This window comes from Acidobacteriota bacterium, from assembly GCA_020349885.1.
Lineage (GTDB): Bacteria > Acidobacteriota.
This window is the reverse complement of record CP070701.1, coordinates 972,040-990,179: the sequence shown is the minus strand read 5'-3', so window position 1 is coordinate 990,179 and position 18,140 is coordinate 972,040. Positions and strand designations below refer to the sequence as shown.

Below are 18,140 nucleotides of genomic sequence, written 5' to 3'. Positions count from 1 at the left end.
CAGGTAATACGCCGTATGCCCGAGCTCTCCGGTGAACTCCTCGAAATAAACATGGGGCCGCAGCACCCGGCCACGCACGGCGTGTTCCGGGTGAAGCTGTGGCTCGACGGCGAGCGCATCGTCGAGTGCGAGCCCGTCATCGGCTACCTCCACCGCGGCACGGAAAAACTCGCCGAGGAGAGGGACTTCCGCCAGGCCACCTACTACACCGACCGCACTGACTACGTGGCCGCCGCCCACGGCAACCTCGTGTGGGTCGAGGCGGCCGAGAGGCTCATGCAGATCAAGGTGCCGCGCCGCGCGCAGTACCTGAGGGTCGTCTACACCGAGCTCTCACGCATCGCCTCGCACCTCCTGTGGCTCGCCACGCACGCCCTCGACATCGGCGCGATGACGATTTTCCTGTACACTTTCCGCGAGCGCGAGGCAATTCTGGACATGTTCACCGATTTCTGCGGCGCGCGCCTTACGCTGAACATCTTCCGCATCGGCGGTTTCTACCACGACATCACGCCTCCCATGGCGCTGCGCATCAAGAAGTTCTGCGACGAATTCCCCGGCTACCTCGCCGAGTACGAGACCATCCTCACGAAGAACCGCATCTGGCTGCGCCGCACGCAGGGTGTCGGCGTCTTGTCGAGGGAGGACGCCATCGCCATCGGCGCCTCCGGGCCCGTTGCGCGCGGCTCCGGAATAGACTGGGACATCCGCAAATCGAACCCTTACGAAGTGTACCCTGAGTTCGATTTCAAGATTCCAGTCGAGCCCGCGGGCGACACCTACGCGCGCTACCTCGTGCGCATGGAGGAGATGCGCCAGAGTACGCGCATCGTCCTGCAGGCGCTCGAGGGACTTCCCGAGGGCGAGCTGATGGCGGAGGAAAACAAGAAGGCGTCGAAGCCCTTGAAGCCGCCGGCGGGGGAGATCTATCAGCGCGTCGAGTCGCCCAAGGGCGAGCTCGGCATCTACGTCGTGACGGACGGCAAGCCGAAACCCTACCGCTGGAAGATGAAGGCGCCGTGCTTCGCCAACCTGCAGGCGCTCCCCCTGATGGTGCGCGGGCACCTGGTGGCGGACGTGGTGGCCGTCATCGGAACGCTCGACCCGGTGTTCGGCGAGGTGGACCGGTAGATGCTTCTTCGAAAGACGGGGCCGCGCCTTTTCGCCCTGCTTCTCGGGACGGCGGTAATGCTGGGCGGCGGGACGGCGGCGGCACAGCCCGGCGAGATTTCCGACTCCGTGCGCGCCGCCGTGGACGAGGCCGTGGCGCGCGTCAAGCCGGCGCTGGTGCGCATCCACGTCGTGCAGTACTACTACGGCGAGGGACGCGAGGTCAAGTACGAGGCGTCGGGGAGCGGCGCCATCATCACGCCCGAGGGCCACGTCGTGACGAACCACCACGTCGCCGGAAACACCAAGCATCTTCTCTGCACGCTCTCCGACAAGCGCGAGGTCGAGGCCGACCTCGTGGGCACCGACCCCCTGTCCGACATCGCGGTGATAAAGCTCCGCGCCGCCGAAGATGAAGAATTTCCCTTCGCCTCGTTCGGCGATTCCTCGCGCCTCCGCGTGGGCGACAGGGTGCTCGCTATGGGGAGCCCCATGGCGCTCTCGCAGAGCGTGACGCTGGGCATCGTGAGCAACACCGAGATGGTGATACCCCGCCGGATGGGATTCTCCAAATTCACGCTCGAAGGCGAGGACGTGGGCTCGCTCGTCCTGTGGGTCGGCCACGACGCGCCAATCTACGGCGGCAACTCGGGCGGCCCGCTCGTGAACCTCGCGGGCGAGATCGTGGGCGTCAACGAAATCAGGGTGGGCCTCGGCGGCGCCATTCCGGGCAACCTGGCCAGGGCCGTGGCCGAAGAGATTATCGAGCGCGGCAAGGTGCGCCGCAGCTGGCTGGGCCTCGACGTGCAGCCCCTTCTTAAGTCCCAAAAAGAGCTGGCCGGAAAAACCGGCGTCCTCGTCAGCGGCACCTTCGAGGGCTCGCCGGCGGAAAAGGCGGAATTTCTTCCCGGCGATATTTTGCAAAAACTGGCCGGCCGGGAGGTGAGCGTCCGCTTCGCGGAAGAAATTCCCCGCTTCAACCAGCTCCGGATGGGCCTAGCCGTCGGCGAGGAGGTCGAGGCCGTCGTGCTTCGCGACGGGAAGGAGAAGACGCTCCGCGTCACGCCCGTCGAGCGCGAGAACGTGCGCGCGGAGGGCGCGGAGCTCAAGGAATGGGGCTTCACGGCGCGCAGCCTTTCCCTTATCGCGTCGAAGGAGCTCAAGCGGAAAACGAAAGACGGCGTCCTGGTCACGAGCGTCCGGCCCGGCGGCCCCTCGGGCGAGGCCAAGCTGGCGCTCCGCCCGGGCGACGTCATCGTGGAAGTGGACGGGGTGCCCGTCAAGAACCTCGACGAGCTTGCGGCGCTCACGGAGCGCGTGCTCGCTTCTGATGAGGAAGAGACTTCCCCGGAGCGGGCGGAGCGCGGCGGCCGGGGCGAGCCGGTGCCCGTCACCGTGGCGTTCGAGAGAAAATCCAGGCGCTTAATGACCGTCGTCAAGGTGGGCCTTAAAGAGCTGCAGGACCCGGGCCTCGAGGTGCGCAAGGCATGGCTCGGCGTCGCGTTTCAGGTCCTCACGAAAGACCTGGCGAAGGCCCTGGACCTGGACGGCAAGAAGGGCGTCCGCGTCACGCAGGTGTATTCCGAAAGCCCGGCGGAAGCGGCCGGACTCGAAGTGGGTGACGTCATCGTCGCCCTGGACGGCGAGGAGATTCCCGCTTCGTATCCCGAGGACACGGAAATTTTCTCCGCCATGATCCGCCAGTACAAGATCGGCTCCAGCGCAGCGCTCGCGGTCATCCGGAAAGGCGGGGAGCGCGCGATGGAGGTGGAGTTCGGCTCGTCGCCGAAGCTTGCACGGGAGCTTCCAAAATACCGCGACGACGTCTTTGATTTCACGGCGCGGGACGTGGCGTTCCTGGATCGCGCGCGAGAGAAGTGGCCCATGGAGCAGCGCGGCGCCCTCGTGGAGGTCGTCGGGGAGGGCGGCTGGGCGGCCCTGGGGCGGCTTGCCGTGGACGACCTTCTCCTCGCCGTAAACGGAGTGCCGGTGGAGGACGCGGCGTCGCTCGAGGCCCGGATGCGGGTGGTGGCACAAGAAAAACCCAAAAGCGTCGTGCTCCGCATCCTGCGGGGCATCCACACGCTGTACCTGGAGCTCGAGCCCGCATGGAGCAAGGCGGCACCCTAGCATATGATAAGAAAGGATAGATTCATGGCACGCAATCGCTTTCGAGAAACTTTCCTCCGTGGCGCGCTGGCAGTGCTCGTCGCGCTCGCCGCCGCGGGCGCTCCCGCATTTGGGGCCAACGAGGCGGCGGCGGGGCGAAAGGTGGTTCGCGCGTGGCAGGACGCCGTCGTGACCGTCCGCCTCGTGCTCAGCACCCGCGTCGTCATACAGGGCCGAGAGGTGAACAAGACCGAGAGCACCTCCGTGGCCGCGGCCACCGTGATTGACCCGTCGGGGCTCGTGGTGCTCTCCTTCTCGGAGACCGACCCCGCGGAGGCGTATCGCAGGATGGATCTCGGCGGCGAGGACGAGTTCAAGTACAGCATAGACTCGGAGATGACCGACTTGAAGATGCGCCTCTCGGACGGGACCGAGGTACCGGCCGAGATCGTGCTCAGGGACAAGGACCTGGACATGGCGTTCGTGCGCCCGAGCGAGCCTCTCGAGGAGCCGATTCCCGCCGTCAACCTCAAGAAAAGCGCCGAGCTCGGCGTCCTCGACGCCGTGGTTCTCCTGGGCCGCCTCGGCAAAGTGGCGAGCTGGGCCCCCTCCGTCACGCTCGACAAGGTGCAGGCCGTCGTGGAAAAACCCCGAACGTTCTACATTCCGGGCGCGGCGGCCGGGAACGGCCAGCTGGGCACGCCGGCCTTCTCGCTCGACGGCAAAGTCGCGGGCGTCCTCCTGCTGCGCCGGCCGCCCATCGGCGGCGGGAGCGGATACTCCGCCTTCCAAGGTCCGCATATGAGAGAGCTTCGAGTGATTCTTCCCAGCGAGGATATTCTCGAAGCGGCCGAGCAGGTGCCCGCGAGGAAGAAAAAGGAAAAAGGAACCGCCGAGTAAAAAAACATGTTTCCTCCCGAAATCGCCGTCTACGTCATCATCCCCCTCGCCCAGATCGCGGCCCTCCTTGGCGTCGTCCTGCTTTGCGTGGCGTACACGACGCTCCTCGAGAGGAAGGTAATCGCCTACATCCAGGCGCGCATCGGTCCGAACCGTGTGGGGCCGCGCGGGATTTTTCAGCCCATCGCCGACGGCCTCAAGCTGTTCATCAAGGAGGACATCGTCCCCTCGGGCGCCGACAAGTGGCTCTACATGGCCGCGCCGCTCATCGTCCTCGCGGTGGCGCTCGTGACGTTTGCGGTCGTGGCCTTCGGCCCGGCGGAGGATAATTTCACGATCGATCTTCCGTGGCTCTTTCAAGAACCCGTCCAGTTTGTTCCCTGGATCATCGCGGACGTCAACCTGGGCCTTCTCTACATCCTCGCCGTCGCCTCGCTCGGCGTCTACGGCATCATCCTCGCCGGCTGGGCCTCGAACTCGAAATATTCCCTCCTTGGAGGCCTGCGCTCGGCGAGCCAGGTCATCTCCTACGAGGTGGCCCTTGCGCTCGCGCTCATCGGCCCACTGCTTCTGGCCGGCTCGCTCCGGCTGCAGGACATCGTCGAGGCGCAGCGCGGCCTGTGGTTCGTCGTGCCCCAAATCGTGGCCTTCTTCATCTACACCGCCGCCGCCTTCGCCGAGACGAACCGCACCCCCTTCGACCTGCCCGAGGCCGAGTCGGAACTCGTCGCGGGCTTCCACACGGAGTACAGCGGCATGAAATTCGCCTTCTTCTTCCTGGCCGAATACGCGAACATGATTTTGATCGCCATCATCGCCGCGACCGTCTTCCTGGGCGGGTGGCTCCCGTGGCTCCCCTTCTGGGGAGACGAGGCGGACGCCTTGCTCCGCTCCGTTCCATACCTGGGCGTGCTCACGCCGCTCCTGTGGTTTCTCCCCAAGGTGCTGGTGTTCCTCTACGGGTACCTCTGGGTTCGCGCCACGTTCCCGCGCTACCGCTACGACCAACTGATGGGTATCGGCTGGAAGATTCTCATCCCCCTGGCCTTTGCGAACATCCTCCTCACGGGGCTTGTGAAGCTGTGGGTTTAACGGTATAAAAAACGTTCCGCAAACACGACCTCGAAACTCTCGAAAGGAGAACGAACCATGCCAAACGGACCTTCTGCGCCAGTATCCGATAAGAAGCGCCTGCCGGCGTTCCTGCTTTGCCTCTTCCTCGGCGGCCTGGGGGCCCATCGTTTCTACGTCGGTAAAATTGGGACTGGGATTCTTACCATCGTGACCTTGTTCGGCTTCGTGGGCATCTGGCCGCTCATTGACTTCATTATGATCATCGTCGGCGCCTTCAAGGACAAAGAGGGACGCAAGGTCGAGGAGTGGACGTAGGCCTTTCTTGCGGCTTGCAAGTTCCGGCGAAACAGGCCAGACTAAGTCTATGGCTGCGGTAAAAGCGTTCTTCATGAAGGTCCTCTTCATCGACCTCTGGAAGGGACTGTTCGTGACGGAAAGGTACCAGTGGAAGAAGAAGTTCACGATGCAGTACCCGGAGGAGTTGCCCGACATTCCCCCGCGCTTCCGGGGGCGCCTCATCGTGGACATGCCGCTCTGCATCTCCTGCAAGCTGTGCGAGATCGCCTGCCCCACGAACGTCATTACCGTCATCAAGAACCCCGACAAGACCAAGAGGGAGCCCCTGGAGTTCACCATCGACCACGGCCGCTGCTCCTTCTGCGGCCTGTGCGTGGACGCCTGCCCCACCGACTGCATCCTGCACCACGAGGAGTACGAGCTGGCGGTCTACAGCTACGACGACCTTTACCACCACAAGGAGCTCGTGGGGCGCAAGTGGAGCGAGGCCGGGCAGTTTCAGCTTGAAGCGCAGGTGGCGGCCTCCGTGCACACCGAGCGCCCGCCGGGCGAGGGCGGCGGCAACGCAACGGCCGCGTAGCCGCTTGTTGCGGGGCCTGAGGAGGGGAGGGTGGAAAGCCGAGCCTTGGGCAAGCCCCGATATCCCAGATATCGGCGTAAACTTAACCCCGCCGTGAGGGTTTATCTGTTAACTGCTTACAAATAAAAGGTTTTTTGTTGTGGGATTTTCTCTCACGGCGGTGGTGTTTTTCAGAAAGGGGCGGAAGGCGCGGCAGATGCCGAAAGGGCGGGGGAGCGGGAGAGAGGGTTTTTCTTAATTTTTCCCCTTGACAAACGGGTTTCATAATGATATACGACTATGTGAATATTCAAATAGAAGGATGAAATTATGAATACCCTCAAGCCGGCCTCACACCTCTTCAAGGCGCTCGCGCGCAAGACGCGGATGCGCATACTGAACCTGTTGCTTGCGCACGACAGGCTCTGCGTGGGCGACATCCAGGACGCTCTGGGGCTGAGCCAGCCCAACGTGTCGCGCCACATGGCATGGCTCAAGCGCTACGATCTCGTCGAGGACAAGAGGGAAAGCCACTGGGTGTTCTACCGCCTGTCCCGGGGCCTGTCCCCGCTTCAAAATGATGTCCTCGACGCCCTCAAGAAGTTTTTCGCAAGCGACGAGACCATGAAGAGCGACCTTCGAAGGGCCGCCTCCCTTCACAGGGACCGTCTGAAGAAGCTCGGCGGGAATGCAACGAGCGGGAAGGCCGTCGGTAAAAAATGAGGTACTGCATGCGCGCCGTTCCGATGCCGACCGCCCGCGGGGCCGTCCTCGCCGCGGCGCTCGTGCACGTTGCAGCCCCGGCTGTCGAAGCCGCGGAAATCTCGCACGAACCCGGCAAGGGCTTCAAGCTCGAGACCGAGGACGGCGATTTCGACATGACCCTGGGCGCGCGCATGCAGCTGCGCTACACGTACGAGGACTTCGACCGCGACCGGGACAAGGAGGACCTGAGCACCTTCGAGGTGAAGCGCATGCGCGTCTACCTGAAGGGGAAGGCCTTCAAGCACTGGAAGTACATGTTCCAGGCCGACTTCGCCAAGAAACAGAAGACGACGCTCAAGGACGCCCAGATCACGTGGGCGAGGCACACGAAGGCGCAAATCACCGTCGGCCAGGGAAAAGTCTTTTTCGACCGCCAGCGGAAGACCTCGTCCGGCAAGCATACGTTCGCGGACGTGTCGCTCGCGGCCAGCGAGTTCGGCATCGACCGCGACGTGGGCGTAATGTTCCACGGCTCGGCGGGCGAGGGAAAAATTTTCCAGTACCACCTCGGCGTCTGGGAGGGCGAGGGCGAGGGCGGAAAAAATTCCGACACGGGGCACCTCGTCGTGGGAAGACTTTCGCTCAATCCGGACGGCGACTTCAAGTACTCCGAGTCGGACATCGAGGCCCCGGATTCGTGGAAGTGGTTCCTCGACTTTGCGGGCGCATGGAACCATGCTCCGGCCGCCCTCGACTCGGACTACGACGGCGACACGGTGATCGACGAGGCGGACGACCGCCGCTACGTGGCGGGCGTCGGCGTCCGGGGACGGGGGCTGTACGCCCAGGGCGAGTACTACCTGCGCACCGTGAAGCCCGACGTGCCGGAGAGCGCGGGTGTTCCGGACGTGGACTCGGACGGCTGGTACGCTCAGGCCGGCTACATGGTCGTGCTCGAGGTCTGGGAAGTGGCCGTCCGCTACTCGCTCGTGGATCCCGACGACGCCGCCGAGGACGACGAGAAAACGGAGGCCATGGTGGGCGTGAACCGGTTTATCAAGAAAGTCGGCCACGGCTTCAAGCTGACGGCCGACGTGGCGCAAATTCGAGAGAAGACGGGCCCCGGAGGAAAGGAGCTCAAGGATGTCCGGGGACGTTTGCAAATCCAGCTTATTTTCTGATGCAGTCTCGCCTATCAAACATTTGCAACGAAGGAAATGACCAGTTACAAGCGACGAGCCCGCCGTAAAGTGGCGAGAAACGGCGACGCGCTCGAAAGAGGCTTGAACCCGCCGCGCCGCGGTGCTACGCTGTGTTGCAACAGGCTCTATACACCACGGCAAAGGAGAAATATCGACGATGGCTTTCGGCTTTTTTCCCAAACACGAAGAGTTCTATGACCTGTTCGACCGCAGCGTCGAGAACCTGCGCGAAGGTGCGCACCTCCTGAAGGCGCTTCTGGATGACTACACGGACGTCGGGGTCAAGATCAAGCGCATCGAGGAGGTGGAGCACAAGGGCGACACGCTCACGCACGAGACGATCGAGCACCTGAACCGCATCTTCGTCACGCCCATCGACCGCGAGGACATCCATGCCATCGCGGAGGAGGTGGACAACGTGCTCGACCGCATCGACAACGCCGCCTACCGCCTGTACCTCTACAGGATTCCGGAGCCCTCCGAGGCCAGCCGCGCCTTCGCGGACGTGCTGGTCCGCTCCGTGGACGAGGTGGCGCTCGCGGTAAAGGCGCTGCGCAACCTACGCAAGCCGCGCGAGATTCTCGACCGCTGCGTCCGCATCAACACCTTCGAGAACGAGGCCGACCGCATCCTCCACAGGGCCCTCGCGGCGCTCTTTCGCGACCACAAGGACCCCATCCTGGTGATCAAGTGGAAGGAAATTTACGAGCGCCTCGAAGAAGCGACCGACAAGTGCGAAGACGTCGCCAACATTCTCGAAGGCGTCGTTCTCAAGAACGCGTAACGCCCGTGCGTTTTCCGCCGCTCCACGTTTGAGCAATGCTGGACACAACCCTGCTCTACGTAGCCTTCATCGTCACGCTGGCGCTCGCGTTTGATTTCCTGAACGGCTGGAACGACGCCGCCAACTCCATCGCCACCATCGTCTCGACGCGCGTCCTCTCGCCGCGGATGGCGGTCGCGTGGGCGGCGCTCTTCAATTTCCTGGCCGCCTTCTTCTTCGGCGTGAAGATAGCCAAAACCATCGGCAAGGGCCTCATCGACCCGGCCATCGTCACGAACGAGGTGATCCTGACGGGACTCGTCGGGGGCATGGTCTGGACCTATCTGGCCACGATGGCCGGCATGCCCATCAGCGTCTCCCATGCCCTCATAGGGGGCTTCGCCGGCGCCGCCGTCATGCGGGGGGGGTTCGACGTGCTCGTACTCGCAAAGTGGTACACGGTCATAGCCTTCATTTTTGTATCCCCCATAGTGGGCTTGATTTTGGGCTTCGTGTTGATGTTTCTCGTGACCCGCATCTTCCACGGCTTTCGCCCCGGCGTCGTCAACCGCTACTTCCGGTTTTTCCAGCTGGTTTCCTCCGCCGCGTTCAGCCTGGGCCACGGCGCAAACGACGCGCAGAAGATCATGGGCATCATCTACATTCTGCTCATCACGAACAGATATCTCCCCCTGGAAAGCAGCGTCCCGTGGTGGGTGATTCTCTCGTGCCACTTCGTCATCGCGATGGGCACGCTCATAGGCGGCTGGCGCGTGATTCGCACGCTGGGGCAGCGCCTGACTAAGCTTCAGCCGAGCGGCGGCTTCTGCGCCGAAACCGCCGCGGCGACCGCGCTCTGGGGCACGGCCTTCCTCGGCATTCCGGTCTCCACGACGCACACCGTCACGGGCGGCATCATGGGCGTCGGCACCATACGGCGGCTTTCGGCGGTGCGCTGGGGCGTGGCGAAAAGCATCGTGTACGCATGGCTCCTGACGATCCCCTTCTCCGCGGGCGTGGCGGCGGTGCTCTACGTAGCGTTGTCGAGGGTGCTCAATTAAAAGAGGGTAGGGGATTTAATGACCGATTGCCGATTATCGATTACCGATTCCTGAATCGGTTATCGGTCATTGGTTATTTTTTCTTGACCTTTTTCCCCGGCTTCTTCTCACTCGCTGTCAGAACGACGCCGGCGGCGGCCACGCGGTCGGTGTGGCTTAGGGAGACCAGGGTTTGCAGCACGCGGGCCCGCTCGGCGAGGGCGCGGGCCTTGCCGCCGAGGCGAAGTGCCGGGGCGCCGCTTGTGTTGCGAAGAATTTCGACGTCTCGGAACGCTACGCCCTTGCCCCGGCCCGTGCCGAGCGCCTTGAAGAAGGCTTCCTTGGCGGCCCAACGGGCGGCGAAGTGCTGGGCGCTGTGGCGGCGGGCGCGGCAGTAGCGAATCTCCCGCTCGGTGAAGACGCGCTTCAGGAAGGCTGTCCCCCGGCGCCGGAGCAACGCCTCGAAGCGCTCCATGTCCACGACGTCCACGCCGAGGCCCTTAAGGACCATAACTTATTTCAGCGGCGTCCCAGTCGACGGGCATAATCGCGTATCCCATCGGCAGGACGGAGAAGGAGTGCTCACCTGCGGCGAGGTTCGCTGGGGGCGAGATGAACGTCACGCGCTTGAGGGGCAGGCGGTTTTGGTGCCGCGCGCAGAACGTGAAGAAGGGTGCGTCCTCGAAGGTAATGCTCCGGTCGGGTACGCCGGGATTCACGGTCGAGGGAGGCTCGCGGTAGAGGCGGAACCTGAGGACGCGGTGGTGTCGCTTCAGCCCCAGGCGGTGCAGCCAGGAAGGGAAGCGCAACTCTTCGCCTTCGACCACAAGGTGGTGCTCGCCCGGAAGGAGGGCGAACGCTCGCGCGCCGTCCGGGGAGTCCCAGACCATGCCTTCGCCCGCGAGACGGAGCGCTCCCAGGGAAACCAGCTCGTCATGGGCCGCCGGATAGGAGTCCCTGAGACCGTAGGCCGTCGTGTAGCCCAGCGCGCCGGCGACAACCAGCAGAGAAAAAAGGACGGCTTGCCCCACGCGCTTCCAGAACGAGGTGATGTGGGCGCTTTCGATGAAGAAAAAGCGCTTGGCGTCGGAAACTTCGTCGAAGAAGGCCGAGAAGGCGGTTCCGGGAAAGTTTTTTATCCGCTGCCCCCAGAGCCGGAAGAGCCGCATGAGGGCGCGCAGCGCCACGGCGGCCTTCCTGAGCGCGGTCATGAAAGCGCGCAGCAGAAACCATGCCATGGCCGCCACCCCGACGACCGCCACTCCCACGGAGACGGCCGCCAGGCGGGAACTCGCGATGAACGAGATGTGTTCGTCCACGGAAATCTCCAAGAAGGTCATTATATCATTTACGAAAAGGGGGAATCCCGACGAGTCCTAGAAGGTCACGCGGGTGGGCTCAGAGGCGGCTTCGGTCTCCTTCGCGACGCGCTCGGCAATCTTGAGAAATATCTTGGTCTCGGGCGACTCCGGCTCGACGGCCACGGTGGGGCGTCCCGTGTCGCTGCCCTCGCGGATGGCGGGATTCAGAGGAATCTCACCGAGGAAAGGAATGCCGAGGCGCTCGGCCTCCCGGTGGCCGCCGCCTTGGCCGAAGATGTGCGATTCCTCGCCGCATCGGGGGCAGACGAAGACGCTCATGTTCTCGACGATGCCCAGGACGGGAACGTCCACCTTGTTGAACATCTGGGCGGCCCTTGCGGCGTCGAGAAGCGCCAGGTCCTGCGGCGTGGTCACCACGACGGCGCCCGAGAGGCGCGTGCTCTGCACCAGTGTGAGCTGCGTGTCGCCCGTGCCGGGCGGAAGGTCGACGACCAGGAAATCCGCCTCGCGCCACTCGACGCCGACCAGAAACTGCTGGATGAGCTTCATCACCATGGGGCCGCGCCAGATGACGGGCGCGTCCTCGTCCACCAGAAAGCCCATGGACATGAGTTGGACTCCGTGGACCTCGAGCGGGACAATCCTGTTCCGGGCGGTGACCTTGGGCCTCTCGCTCGCGCCCATCAGAAGCGGAATGCTCGGCCCGTAAACGTCGGCGTCCATAACGCCGACGCGGCGCCCGAGCTTTTTGAGCGCGAGCGCGAGGTTGACGGCGACGGTGGATTTGCCTACGCCGCCCTTGCCGCTTCCCACGGCCACGATGTGGCGAACGCCCGGAATGGCCTGGGCGTGGGAGTGGGGGGAAGGGGAGCCCTGTGGCGGCGCCTGCTGCGGGTGCGGCGGAGGAGGCGGCGCCACGTGCTCGATGTCCACGGCGAATTTTTCGTACTCGGCCTTGAGGCGGCTGCGAACTTCCTCGGCCACGGCTTGAGAGGCCTCGGGGCTCGGGTCGCGGGCGCCCAGAGCGACATGAATGGTGCAGCCCTGGAGCGAGATTTCCCGGATGATCCCAAGCGATACGATGTCGCGCTCGGTGCCGGGCCACCGAACCGTGCGCAGGATTTTCTCGACGCTTTCGGGCGTCGGCTTGTCCGCCCTTACGACCTTGGCGGGCTTGCTCCGACGACGTCGGGGCTTGTCTTTCGCCATTTAGCAGCCGCTCCTTTCCGTCCCCCGTGCGGCTTCGAAATTATCCGGCTGTGCGAGCCGCCTCAGAAGGTCGAAGCTGTAGAGGCCGGTCGAATGGCCGTCGCTCCACCGGATTTGGATGGCGTAGCGCCCGACGAGCTCGATCCCCAGGGGGCGCACGTCCCCGGGCACGCTCGCGGGGTCGAGCCGCTGGGCGCCAGTCATTTCTTCCACGCAGCCCGCGCAGGGGCAGGCGAGGCGCACGCGGCGGGCCCTGCATACGCTTTCGGTGCCGTTGTTCCAGCGAATTTTAATATCGTGCTCGTCGGCACGGCCGATTTCCACGGGACGGAGCTTCTCTGCGGCTTGCATAACGAACGGGACACACCCTTTTCTTTCTTGACGCTTGGGAAAAACGTATCGCGGTTTCGCTTTTCCCTGATTCTAAAGGTCGTCCTCCATGCCTGTCAAGGAAAGAGGAGGCCTTGCCCGCGGGGCCGTTTCGGGTTAGAATCCCGCCGCCCTATGAAAGGCGTACTTTTTCTGTGCACGGGCAACTCGTGCCGCAGCCAGATGGCCGAAGGCATCGGCCGCCGGTACGCGCCGCGGGGCGTGGAAATCTGGAGCGCCGGCGTGGCCCCGGTCGGGGTGCATCCCCTGGCGGTGCGGGTGATGAAAGAGGCGGGAATGGACATCTCCGGCCAAACGTCCAAATCCGTCGGATCGGTTCCCCTGGAGCGGATCGACACGCTCATCACCCTGTGCGGCTACGCGGCCGCCCGATGCCCCCATTTGGGCGCTTCCCTGACGCGCCTTCACTGGCCGATTGAGGACCCGGTGGGCGCCGCAGGCACGGAAGAGGAAAGGCTCGAGGCCTTTCGCCGCACGCGCGACGAGATCGAGCGCCGCATTCGCGGGTTTTTCCACTCCACGAAAGTAAAGTAGAGCAGAAAAGGGTAGAAAGATAAAAAAAGAAGACCCCAGACGTATCGTCCGGGGCCTTCCCAGGGGAGGAGATGGTTGTAATTACCTATAATCTATCACCATCAAAATGGTTTGTCAAGAGAAAAAATGTGATTTTCAGCACAAAATTTTTTCCCCCAATTTGGGGCCAATCGGCGGTTTTCATGGCCTCCGGGGGTCTTAATCCCTATTCGCGTATTCGTGTCTATAACACTTTTTTTCATCGGCTTTTCCGGCGCCCGATCATGACAAAAAGCCCGCCCTCATGGCCGAGGCTCAGGATCCACCGCAGCTGCTTCAGCCAGTGCTCGAGGCGGCCGCCTTTCGGGCGGGGGAAAAAAAGAGGGGAAAAATAAAACTACTCCCGCGGCCGCTTCTTGTTCTTGCGGCATTCCTCGCCCACCCACCGTAAGTAGGCGGCGTTTCCTTCGGAAACAGGCCAGGCGACGAGCTCGTGCACCTCGTAGGGATGGTTCTTTTCGAGAACGCGCTTGAGGCGGGGAAGCGCCGCCTTGGTCGTCTTGATGATGAGGAGAAATTCCGAGTCCTCGCAGCGTTTCCCTCTCCAGCAGTAGACCGAAACGGTGCCGGGCAGAATATTTACGCATGCCGCGGCGCGCGCGTCGAGCAAAAGGCGCGCCAGCTTCCTCGCGTCGCTTCGTTTCGAAACAGTCGTAAACGCTATGTACACCATAGAGCCTCCCAGAGCGATTTTCGGGGTTTTGTTTCTGTTTGCACGGTCTTAGAAGAACGAAACACGTTTACGGTGCGGCAAAAAAATTCTTTTCACAGTTTCTGTGGAAAAGCCTTGCAAGAATCTCTCGGCGCACATTCTAACTCACGTCGTTTCAAACGTTTCTCCGCTTTGCACCTGGGCAAGTGCTTAATAATCCCGGAACACCGAAACTCTTCATAGAACATTGACCGGATCAACATTAATGCGAACGCTCTCGCGCTTTAGTCGCTTGAGTGAGCCCAGCGCCTTGTCGAGAACGCTGCGCAGGCGGCCGCGGCTGGACGACTTCAAGACCACGTGGTAGCGGTGGACGTCCTTGATTTTCGCAAGGGGCGCCGGCGCCGGCCCGAGCACCGCAACCCGCGGGTCGCCCGCCTCGCGCAGCGCGCGCGCCAGCTTCTTGATGAGCTTGACGGCTTTCTCCTCGTTCCGGTCGCGCGCGAGCACGATGGCCATGGCCGTATACGGCGGGTACTTCATCACGCGCCTAAACCACAGTTCCTTGCGGTAAAACTCCGCGACGCGGCCGCCCACGGCCATCTCGACGGCGTAGTGGCGGGGGTTGACGGTTTGAATAAAAACCTCGCCCGGGCGCTCGGCGCGCCCCGCACGCCCGGCCACTTGGGTCAGGAGCTGGAACGTCCGCTCCGCGGCGCGGAAGTCCGGGAAGGCGAGGCCCGTGTCGGCCGAGACGACGCCCACGAGCGTAACGTTCGGAAAATCGTGGCCCTTGGCGATCATCTGCGTTCCCACGAGCACCTGCGCCTCGCCGCGCCCGAAGGCGCTCAGTATACGGTGGTGCGCGTCCTTGAGCGACGCGGTGTCGCGGTCAAGGCGCAGCGTCCGCGCCCCGCCCGCAAGGAGAGACCGCACGTACGTTTCCACCTGCTCCGTTCCGTGGCCTACCATCTGCAGGAACTCGCCCTCACACTCGGGGCAGCGGCGCGGAATTTTTTCCCGATGGCCGCAGTAGTGGCACATGAGATATGCCGAGGCGGGTATTTTTCCGTCGTTTGCGTCCCGTCTCCCGCCTCGCGTGTGGAGCGTCAGCATGACGCTGCAGTGCTCGCAGTCCGGGGTGTAGCCGCACTCTCGGCAGAGCACGAACGGCGCGTAGCCGCGGCGGTTCAGAAGAAGCATCGCCTGCTCCCCGCGCGCGACGCATTGCATGAGGGCCTCCTCCAGCGCGCGCGAAAGAATTTTCCGCTCGCCCGTCTCCTGGAACTCTTTCGTCATGTCCACGAGGCGCATCCCGGGAAGCGGCCGCTTCTCGATGCGCTCGGGAAGGGCGAGGGAAAGATACCCCGCCTTGCGCGGCTTTCGGGTGCTCGGGAAGGAAGAGGAAGAATCTCCGCACGCGTTGAAGTACGTCTCCGTCGAGGGCGTCGCCGAACCGAGGAACACCACGGCGTTGTCGCGCTGCGCGCGCACAACGGCGAGGTCGCGCCCGTTGTAGTAGGGAGACTCTTCCTGCTTGTAGGACGGGTCGTGCTCCTCGTCCACGACGACGAGGCCCAGGGACTCTATCGGGGCGAACACGGCGGAACGGGTTCCGACCACGAGGTCCACCTCGCCGCGCCGCACCCGCTCCCACTCGTCGTAGCGCTCGCCCTCGTCGAGGCCGCTGTGCAGTATGGCCACGTTCGCCGCGAAGTGGGCGCGAAGGCGAGCCGCGGTGAGGGGCGTAAGGCCGATCTCCGGGACGAGGTAGAGCGCGCGTCGCCCCATGCCGAGCGCCTCGCGGATGAGGCGGATGTACACCTCGGTCTTGCCGCTTCCCGTCACGCCGTGCAGGAGGACGGGCTGGAACCGGCTCTCCCGGAGGGCGGGGAGCGCGGCGCGGAAAACTTTCTCCTGGTGCCCGGTCAGCGTCAGCTCCCGATTCTGTTCTGGGGGTTTATCCCAGAACGGGTCACGCAGAATTCTTTGCTGAAAAACCCTCACCAGGCCCTTGGCCCGGAGGCGCCGCACGACGGCGTGCGGGTCGGAGGCGAAAGGGGAAAGCTCCGCCACCGGTACGGCCTCGCCGCGTTTCTTGAGCTCCCGAAGAATGAGCGTCTCCGCGGGCCCCGCCTCCCCGGCCTCGGCCTCGCGGAGGCATTCCACGGCGAGCCGGTATTTACCTTTACGCGGCTCCACGAACGTGGATTCTTCCCGCACCCACCCGTGGCGCACGAGCGTCTCCATGCGCGAGGCGGATATTTCCTCTCCCAGGGCGCGTGAGAGTCCTCTTAATGTGAGCTCGCGCGCCTCGTCCGCTGCGGCGGAACCGAGCGCGTCCAGCACGCGGCACATGGCTTCAGAAATTCCTTTACCCTTACCCTGCGTGGCGGCGTCCCGGCCCTTGGGCGTGAGCGAGTAGCGCCTGCGCGCCTTTGCGGAGAGGCGCACGGGATGCGCCGCGCGCAGCATCTCGCCCCACGAGGCAACGTAATGCTCCGCCGCCCAGCGCGTGAAATCAAGCATCGCGGGCGAGAACGTGGGGCGCTCGTCCAGGACGGCGCCGAGGGGTTTTATCTTTTCGCGGTCGAGGCTTTTGGGAAGTTTTTCCGCCTCGGCGACGACGTAGCCCATCTTCTCGCCCGAGCGCCCGAACGGCACGCGGCACCGGCAGCCGAGGAGCGCTTTTTCCTCCCACGCGTCGGGCACGCGGTAGGTGAAGAGCTTCCGCACGGGGACGGGGACGGCGACCTGAACGAATCGCATACGCGCCATGCATGATGGTGCCCCCGCCGCGGGGTGTCAATCTCGGACCGAATGACTAATGACAGATGACAGATAGGGGATGGCAGACTTGCTACGCCGAAGCCCAGCGCGAAGACGAGAGTGTTTCACGCACGCTGCGCAAGCGCCTGCGCATTCTGTCTCCCCCGGTACTCACGCAAGTGCGACCGCGACCGCAATACCCACTCCATAGAATAGGTGGTTGGCCAGGCTGGAGAGAGGGCTCCTAATGCCTTCGGGAGACCGCCTGCCAAACACACCCAGCCCCATGGAAGGGAGAACGAAGAAATGAGAGGCTACCGTCGTCGCGACGCCATAGACAAGGGCCCATGCCGGTGATGCAGGCCCTCCAACCAAGAGATCCCAGCCGAGCATGTAGGTGACCGCGAGGCCCACACCGATGGAGTAATGCGTGATATAGCCATAGAGCAACTCATTTGCGACCTGTTCCATTTCGCCTGGATGGCGATAGCGGAAGCGCCCACGTGCCCACCCCGCGGACATTCTCCCGATCATCCTCACGTCGATCTTCAGGAGCATCCCAGTTCGGGAGAAGAGATGGTTCAAGGAATCCATCACCAACGTCCCCAACACTCCGGCTACCACTCCCGTCATGACGAGATCCATCGCTCCTCCAATGCCCGTAGGTGAGATGCCAGACTGTGCTCCCAGTGTCCTGAGCCTGAAATACGCTTACGTCTTCGAGAACCGAACTGCTTTCCATGGGGCAAGAACGGCCAATGATATCCTCGAAGCCGCTCCGGGGATACGCTGCCCTTGCTCACTCGATAACAGGACAAGCGTGTTCGGCCCGGCTCCGCAGGCGGGATGACGCCGAGGGGCCGCCTGCAAAAGGTCGCATGCCCTGCAGGGCCCTTCAAGGCAGGAATCCTAGCGTATGAGTGGATGTCAAGAGGTGAGGCGGTTTCCCAGGGCGGCCGCCATCCGTAGCGGCGGGTTGGGCGGACTCTGCAGTGCGAGGCTTGACCACTCCGGCCGCGCTTCCTTCTGCTGACGGATGGATGCCACGCAGCGTTGGGCGGACCGGAGTGGCGTCCTCTTCTATGACAGAGACACAACAACCTCACTTGCCGCCGTGGCCCTCAGAACCCCCTGGCCCCGGGTCCGTACGCCGAGTGTGCGCAGATCTTCTCTCGAACGCCAGCACGATGATGCCCAGAACAAGCACCGGAAGACCGATCACTGCGGCGCACAAGATACTGGCTCCCCACTGCCCTATCTGGTGTTCCCATTCGGGGTCCTCTGAGTCCCCGTAGAACGTGTACAAGACCAGAAACCCGCAGATTGAAGCGACGGTGAGGACGGCACCCATCCACGCGAACCACTTCCCCAGGGAAGTCTCTCGCCTCCGATTGGCCGGGGTGCGCTCCTGGGGCATCGAGGGTCCCGTTTGGCCACGGCTGGGGCAGATCTGCGCGTGCTCTGCG

At 63.5% G+C, this 18,140-nt stretch carries 18 protein-coding genes; 11 read left to right on the top strand and 7 right to left on the bottom strand.

The features are described 5' to 3' along the window. Positions 1-15: 15 nt before the first annotated feature. The 10 genes from JSV08_04235 to JSV08_04190 all read left to right on the top strand — a co-directional run bounded on the left by JSV08_04235 (position 16) and on the right by JSV08_04190 (position 9,780). Positions 16-1,131, top strand: coding sequence for an NADH-quinone oxidoreductase subunit D (locus JSV08_04235; protein ID UCF81628.1), 1,116 nt, complete (start codon positions 16-18; stop codon positions 1,129-1,131). Continuing rightward, positions 1,132-3,240 (top strand): PDZ domain-containing protein, encoded by a 2,109-nt coding sequence (locus JSV08_04230; protein ID UCF81627.1) that lies wholly within the window; start codon positions 1,132-1,134, stop codon positions 3,238-3,240. It begins immediately after the preceding gene. Positions 3,241-3,264: 24 nt separating this feature from the next. Next, positions 3,265-4,119 (top strand): trypsin-like peptidase domain-containing protein, encoded by an 855-nt coding sequence (locus JSV08_04225; GenBank protein ID UCF81626.1) that lies wholly within the window; start codon positions 3,265-3,267, stop codon positions 4,117-4,119. 6 nt (positions 4,120-4,125) lie between these two features. Beyond that, positions 4,126-5,211: an NADH-quinone oxidoreductase subunit NuoH gene (gene nuoH, locus JSV08_04220; GenBank protein ID UCF81625.1), complete on the top strand. Its 1,086-nt coding sequence runs from the start codon at positions 4,126-4,128 to the stop codon at positions 5,209-5,211. Between the two features lie 57 nt (positions 5,212-5,268). After that, complete coding sequence (locus JSV08_04215) at positions 5,269-5,508, top strand: TM2 domain-containing protein (GenBank protein UCF81624.1); 240 nt, start codon at positions 5,269-5,271, stop codon at positions 5,506-5,508. Positions 5,509-5,557: 49 nt separating this feature from the next. Further along, entirely contained in the window at positions 5,558-6,070 is a 513-nt protein-coding gene (locus JSV08_04210; protein UCF81623.1) for an NADH-quinone oxidoreductase subunit I, read from the top strand. A 309-nt stretch (positions 6,071-6,379) separates the two neighbouring features. Next, positions 6,380-6,772 (top strand): metalloregulator ArsR/SmtB family transcription factor, encoded by a 393-nt coding sequence (locus JSV08_04205; GenBank protein UCF81622.1) that lies wholly within the window; start codon positions 6,380-6,382, stop codon positions 6,770-6,772. An 8-nt stretch (positions 6,773-6,780) separates the two neighbouring features. Then, positions 6,781-7,935, top strand: coding sequence for a hypothetical protein (locus tag JSV08_04200; protein ID UCF81621.1), 1,155 nt, complete (start codon positions 6,781-6,783; stop codon positions 7,933-7,935). A 178-nt stretch (positions 7,936-8,113) separates the two neighbouring features. Next, complete coding sequence (locus tag JSV08_04195; protein ID UCF81620.1) at positions 8,114-8,740, top strand: DUF47 domain-containing protein; 627 nt, start codon at positions 8,114-8,116, stop codon at positions 8,738-8,740. Between the two features lie 35 nt (positions 8,741-8,775). Continuing rightward, positions 8,776-9,780: an inorganic phosphate transporter gene (locus JSV08_04190; protein ID UCF81619.1), complete on the top strand. Its 1,005-nt coding sequence runs from the start codon at positions 8,776-8,778 to the stop codon at positions 9,778-9,780. Between the two features lie 73 nt (positions 9,781-9,853). Here the strand turns inward: JSV08_04190 and acpS are convergent, their stop codons facing one another. Genes acpS through JSV08_04170 form a run of 4 tightly spaced genes read right to left on the bottom strand, consistent with a single transcriptional unit; the run spans position 9,854 to position 12,641 of the window. Further along, complete coding sequence (gene acpS, locus JSV08_04185) at positions 9,854-10,270, bottom strand: holo-ACP synthase (protein ID UCF81618.1); 417 nt, start codon at positions 10,268-10,270, stop codon at positions 9,854-9,856. Further along, the gene (locus JSV08_04180; GenBank protein UCF81617.1) at positions 10,260-11,099 is read right to left on the bottom strand and encodes a hypothetical protein; all 840 of its coding nucleotides are present in this window, start codon (positions 11,097-11,099) and stop codon (positions 10,260-10,262) included. The genes acpS and JSV08_04180 overlap by 11 nt, the downstream gene beginning before the upstream one ends. Before the next feature lie 36 nt (positions 11,100-11,135). Next, complete coding sequence (locus JSV08_04175) at positions 11,136-12,290, bottom strand: Mrp/NBP35 family ATP-binding protein (protein UCF81616.1); 1,155 nt, start codon at positions 12,288-12,290, stop codon at positions 11,136-11,138. Then, a complete protein-coding gene (locus JSV08_04170) occupies positions 12,291-12,641 on the bottom strand; it encodes a DUF971 domain-containing protein (GenBank protein UCF81615.1) in 351 nt (116 codons plus the stop codon). It abuts the gene before it with no gap. A 153-nt stretch (positions 12,642-12,794) separates the two neighbouring features. On the opposite strand from JSV08_04170, the gene JSV08_04165 reads away from it, so the two are divergent. Next, positions 12,795-13,214 carry an arsenate reductase ArsC gene (locus JSV08_04165; protein UCF81614.1) on the top strand — a complete coding sequence of 140 codons (420 nt, stop codon included), beginning with the start codon at positions 12,795-12,797 and terminating at the stop codon, positions 13,212-13,214. A gap of 376 nt (positions 13,215-13,590) precedes the next feature. Here the strand turns inward: JSV08_04165 and JSV08_04160 are convergent, their stop codons facing one another. The 3 genes from JSV08_04160 to JSV08_04150 form a co-directional block, all read right to left on the bottom strand. After that, the gene (locus JSV08_04160; GenBank protein ID UCF81613.1) at positions 13,591-13,926 is read right to left on the bottom strand and encodes a divalent-cation tolerance protein CutA; all 336 of its coding nucleotides are present in this window, start codon (positions 13,924-13,926) and stop codon (positions 13,591-13,593) included. A 216-nt stretch (positions 13,927-14,142) separates the two neighbouring features. After that, complete coding sequence (gene priA, locus JSV08_04155) at positions 14,143-16,674, bottom strand: primosomal protein N' (protein ID UCF81612.1); 2,532 nt, start codon at positions 16,672-16,674, stop codon at positions 14,143-14,145. A gap of 171 nt (positions 16,675-16,845) precedes the next feature. Continuing rightward, entirely contained in the window at positions 16,846-17,319 is a 474-nt protein-coding gene (locus JSV08_04150) for a DUF2938 family protein (GenBank protein UCF81611.1), read from the bottom strand. Positions 17,320-18,140: the final 821 nt, after the last annotated feature.